The organism is bacterium (assembly GCA_040755795.1).
Taxonomy (GTDB): Bacteria; UBA9089; CG2-30-40-21; order CG2-30-40-21; family SBAY01; genus JBFLXS01.
The window spans coordinates 1-5,652 of record JBFLXS010000263.1 but is presented as its reverse complement, the minus strand read 5'-3'; the positions used below and the strand labels follow the sequence as shown (position 1 = coordinate 5,652).

Here is a 5,652-nt window from a genome sequence, read left to right as displayed (position 1 = left end):
GTTGTTTGTGTCATAAGTTTGTCCTCCTTATTTTAGTTAGTTAATACTTTTTGTATAGTATACCATAAAATCTTTCGCAGGTCAAACTTGACACTTTATCATATCATCTCTGCGGTGAACGGTTACTTTTTCCTTTGCGTCTGTGCGATGAATTAGTCTAATCGCACAGGTGGAAAAAAATCCGCTCAATCCGTTCAATCCGCTTACAATAAAAAAATGTAATCTGTTTAATCAGCTTACAAAAAAATTCGACCTGTACGGTTAGAAATTACAAGCAAATTTCCTCAAACCTAACCGCACAGGTCGAAAAATTTCTCTTGACTTTTTAACTTAAGATATGATATAATTATTTAAAATCAACCAGGTAGAGGAAGTCCTTGTGAGATTCAAGGCACTGTCCCGCAACGGTAATAAATAAGAAAACAGAGAACAGAAAACAGATGTTAAGGTAATACCTTTAAAATCTGACTTCTGATTTCTGACTTCTGAAATTGAGTCCGGTCGACTACTTGTTTTGAAAAGTACCTTCGTGGAAGGGGAAAAAAGAGGTAAAATCTATACCCAACTTTCTTGACGAAGGTTGGGTTTTTTGTTTTTGGTCACCGTTCAACCATCAGGTATCAGCACTAAAAATATAGCAGTTATTAGTCAAAATTTTACTCAGAGTGGATAAGTAAAAAATCCCAAATCCCAAGCACCAAATTTCAAATAAGCACCAAATTTCAAGTACTAAATACCAAACTATGGGGGCAATGTTTTGAATTTTGGTCATTCGAATTTGTTTGGAATTTGGAATTTGTGATTTGGAATTTCATAGCCATATTTATGTCAAATTTCGATTAATAAGTGCTATAATTTCTCTTTTCGTAATTTTTTTACTTGATTATATAGGAAAGTATAACATACCACGAATTTCACGAATTGGACGAATAAAAATGTGTCTAAGTGTCTGGTAGTCTATGTAACTCAGACACCTAGACACCAGACCACCTGAACGGTTACAATATTCTAATAATTATAGCGGTTATTAACTGGAAGTTTACATAGGATAATACCCATAAATAAGGCATGAGAATAATCGTTCCGTTAGGAACATAATATCGGTAGGAATAGATAGACAAATCAATCAGTTCCGTAGGAACGATATATTGGTAGAAAATTTATGGGAAGCCATTTACCGATATATTGTCCCTATGGGACATTATTTGTATGATATTTATTTCTACCGATATGTTGTCCCTATGGGACATTATTTGTATTTCTAAGTAAAGTTTTGAATAATAACTGCTATAGTATTCATTCGTAAAATTCGTTTAATTCATAGTAACTTTTTCTTGACAGGTTTCTTATTTTGTGTTATAATTTTTAAAATCGTAACACAAGGAGGGTATTGTTAAATGAAAAAAGGGTTCTGGATGGGATTAGGAATGAGTTTGTATCTGGCAGGAACAGGTTTTGCTCAACAACAGGGGACAGAAACGACGGTGATTGAATTAGAGGATGTAGTAGTAACGGCAACAAAAGTAGAAAAAAGAATTGGTGATGTGCCGGTGAGTGCTTCGGTGGTAACAGAAGAAGAGATGGAAAAAAAGGCAAGGGTAACATTTGTGGATGAGGCATTGAAATATGAGGCAGGGGTGATACAGCGCCGCAAGAAATTTGCGGATACGATGAGTAGCGGGGCACTGCGTGGGTTTAGCGGTAATCAGCGGACACTGGTATTGCTTGATGGCATACCACTAAATGATAGCTATGTGGGTGGGACATATCTGTGTAACTTACCGATTGGGAATGTTGAAAGAATAGAGGTGGCAAAGGGCCCCTTTTCAAGCCTTTACGGCGGAGAGGCGATGGGAGGGGTGATAAATATTATCACCAAATCACCACAAAAAGAGGCGTTTGAGGTCAAAAGCTCGGTCTCTACATTCAATACCTATTGCCACATACTAAACTATGGAAATAATCTGGGCAAAATATCTTTTTCCATCAACCTTGAGATGAAAACAAGCGAGGGTGATAGGACGGATTTAGTGACTAAATCCGTAACCCCGGGCACTTCAACAACTAAGGTTACAGGTTGGAAAAAAACAATGGATAACAAGGGTAAATCAACCTACTTGATTGGGGATAAAGGGAAGAGCTATTGGGACCAAAACCAATATGGTTGCAAACTCTCCTATTATCTGAACCCCATATCTAATCTTTCCTTTTCGTTCAATGGAAATAGGCGGGAATATGGGTATAGTGACCCACGAAGTAACCTTGTAGATGGAAATGGAATGCCGGTTGATAACAAGACAGTTGAGTTACCAGGGGAAGGCAAGATGACTGTCTCCCCAGCGAATTTTTTAAGCACCTGGGGAGAATCGGAAAATAATATCTATGGTTTGGGTTATGATACCAATATTTCCGAGATTGCCTTAAAAGGGAGGCTCAATCTCGTTGATTCAAATAATTTCGATGTATTCCCAGGAACCGGGGCAACTTATTATGGAGGTCCTGGCAAATTGAGCAAAACCTCTCCACGCAATACATTTTTTGGTGAGGTGCAGGTGGATATTCCCTTCAGAGAAACCAATCTTATCACCGCAGGTTTGAGTTACCGAAACGACTCTGCAAAAGCCCGTGATTGGAGGGTTAGCAACTGGAAGGATGAAACATCCACCATAGGTGATGCGAGTTATGAGGCAGGTGGCAAGGCAAAGACTATTTCCCTTTACACTCAGAGTGAAGTTCAACTGATGGATACCCTGAAACTGTTCCCGGGTGCAAGATACGATACCTGGAAGAGATACGATACCTCTTTACTTGATGGCACAAAATCAACAAAATATGCGGATAAAGATGATTCCTCTTTTTCTCCTAAGATTGGTGTTCTCTACAAGCCGCAATTTGAAAAAGGGCTGTACAAATTGGATGGTCTCCGTGCCTCCTGGGGCAAGGCATTCAGACCACCAACAACCTGGGAATTATATTGCACCCAGTCATTTCAAAGCGGCAGAACCTTTGCAGGTAATCCCGAGCTTTCTTGCGAAACCACACAATCCTGGGAAGTCGGTATTGACCAGCAGGTAGGTAAAATAACCCTTTCTGCCACATATTTCCAGAGTAAGATAGATAACCTTATCTACAGCAGATGGCTTACCGGCACCTATTCCCTTAAGGAAAATGCAGGATGTGGCAAGATAGCCGGGTTTGAAATAGAGGGTAAGATGAAGATTGCAGATAGATGGGATGCCTTTGCCAATTATACCCTGCAGAATACAGAGATTACCTCAAATTCTGCTGACCCCAAAACGGTTGGCAAGGATTTTGAGTATGTACCGGAGAAGATGGCTAACTTTGGACTTTCCTACCATAAAAATGCCTTAGCCTTTTCTTGCAACTGGCATTTTGTAGATAAGATGTATGCCTATTCGGATAATAGCGATGTGATAGAGGGTGTCTATGGAGCGTATGATAAGGTGAATACGGTAGATATGAAGCTCGGATATACCTTCAAGGAAAATATGAAGTTATCCTTAGCTTGCGATAATCTCTTTGATAAAGAGTATTATCAATTCTACAAGTCACCTGGAAGGACATGGACGGTGGAGGTAAAATGTGGTAGATGAATTCCTGGTGAAATGGTATTTTTGGGGACGGCTCACTTTTGTTTGAAATCTTGCGGTTAGAAAATGGTAACCGTTCAGGTGGTAATTTACCGCAGAGACGCAGAGGAACAGAGAGGAAAATATTTTTTTCTCTGCGTTTCTATGGCATCTTGCGGTGAACGGTTACGATTTTCAGGAGGAACAAAAATGAATCTTTCCGATTTAAACATTATCTTATGGCTTGGCGGAATGCTCTTTACCTTAAGCATATTCGCACTTAAGGTAGGCATAGGGCTTGGGTTTAGCAAAATGAAATGGAGGGGAACAGTGCTTGTCCTATCTTTGTATCTGGTTTGCTTTGTTCTTATTTCCATACTCTCGGAGCAATTAATAAAAATACTTGAGCCTGTTTTGAGAAAAGGCCCATATCTACACGGTTTAATGGCTACAGGGATGATTATCTGGGGCATTATTCTAATCCAAAATTTTACTTCGCAACATTCTTCAAATCCAAAATCCAGAATCCAAAATCCATCCTGTCGTCACAATTCCACATTTTGCATTTCGCATTCTGCATTATTGCTTATTCCCTGTCCAGTCTGCCTGACGGCAATAACCTTTTCCTCCTGGGCGGCGTTGAATGTGATTAAATTTTCTGCTCTACTTGTTGGGCTGGGACTTGGAACAGCCTTTATCGTATTGTCTTTGTCATTCTCTCTTTTCTTAAAACTTTTCTTTCTTCATTCTTCGCTCTTCAGTCCAAGGATTGGGCTTGGTCTGGGAATGATGGGCATTGGACTTTATTTTCTTACTTCTTTAGTTTTGCCAGCAAAGATTGAGGAGGCAAGGGAGATATACAGGTCATTCCTTGTTAATAGCAGTAATCTTGTGGTAAAGGATAATCTGGGTCTGATTGCCCTACTTTTTGGGGCAGGGATTATCGGTTATCTGGTAAAACATGAGGCGAAACGCACCATGCCGATAAGTCGGCACAAAGGAGGATGAAAAATAAGGGACTCGGGACTCGGGGCTCGGGGCTCGGGAATAAAAGAATCCCCTAACCCCTCTCAAGAGGGGAATACAACCCCCTACCCCCCTTTGTTAAGGGGGGAATAAACTTGTTTTTCATCGGTTCCTTGATTTATAAGTCTATGGTCTATTTTCAGGAGAACGACCATGCCCCGCTGGGGCACAAACGGGGATGAAAATGGATTGGATGGTTTGATGGTTCAGGTGAAATCAGGCTGAAGCCTGCGGCTACCAGCCTTCCCGAGTCCCGAACCCCAAGTCCCGAGTCCCGATTTTCAGGAGAAATAATGAATATTTTAGCCGGCTTTGAAACATTACTCTATGTCATCTCATCCACACTTTTCTATCCAGTGGTCATTGGGCTTGTTTTCCTTGTTTTCTGGATGGTTATCTCCTTTGGTGGATTTTTACGCGAGTGGATTGAAAGGAGACAGGGTATAGTTGTGTCCGTGAACCAATACAAACAGGGTATCGAAAAGATATCGGCAGCCATCGATAGAAAGGATGTGGATGTAGAGATGGAAAGGTTTCTCCAAACAGCGGAGCTTGAACTGGTCAAATCCCTTGATAGGATTCGATTTGCCATTCGGGTTGGTCCTGCCCTGGGTTTGATGGGAACATTAATTCCTATGGGTATTGCCCTTTCTGCCCTTGCTCGGGGAGATATGCCCGGGATGGCTGGAAGCATGGTTACTGCCTTTACCACGGTGGTTGTTGGTCTTGCCTGCAGCGTCGCCGCCTATTTAATGTCTATGGTTAAGGAAAAATGGCTGAGGGCTGATATGCGGGAAATGGAGTATCTGACAGAATTAACACTGCGAAATGGTAACCGTTCACTGCAGAGACGCAGAGACGCAGAGGAAAAAAATTAAAATCTATTCACCAGAGACAGAAATTTCCTTTTTTTGTAAGCGTTCAGGTGGTGTAAGAAAAGGAGATATGGAGATAAAGGAGATAAGGGGATATTATTAAAAAAATTGAAATTAGTAGAAACTAATAGAAATTTATGGAAATTTGTTGTTTCCCACAA

3 protein-coding genes are annotated in these 5,652 nt (G+C 40.6%); all 3 read left to right on the top strand.

Translation table 11 applies throughout. The annotated features are described in order from the left end of the window. Nucleotides 1–1,397: 1,397 nt before the first annotated feature. Nucleotides 1,398–3,614 carry a TonB-dependent receptor gene (locus AB1414_14290; GenBank protein MEW6608592.1) on the top strand — a complete coding sequence of 739 codons (2,217 nt, stop codon included), beginning with the start codon at nt 1,398–1,400 and terminating at the stop codon, nt 3,612–3,614. A gap of 186 nt (nt 3,615–3,800) precedes the next feature. Beyond that, complete coding sequence (locus tag AB1414_14285; GenBank protein ID MEW6608591.1) at nt 3,801–4,598, top strand: DUF2162 domain-containing protein; 798 nt, start codon at nt 3,801–3,803, stop codon at nt 4,596–4,598. Between the two features lie 311 nt (nt 4,599–4,909). Further along, a complete protein-coding gene (locus AB1414_14280; protein MEW6608590.1) occupies nt 4,910–5,494 on the top strand; it encodes a MotA/TolQ/ExbB proton channel family protein in 585 nt (194 codons plus the stop codon). Nucleotides 5,495–5,652: the final 158 nt, after the last annotated feature.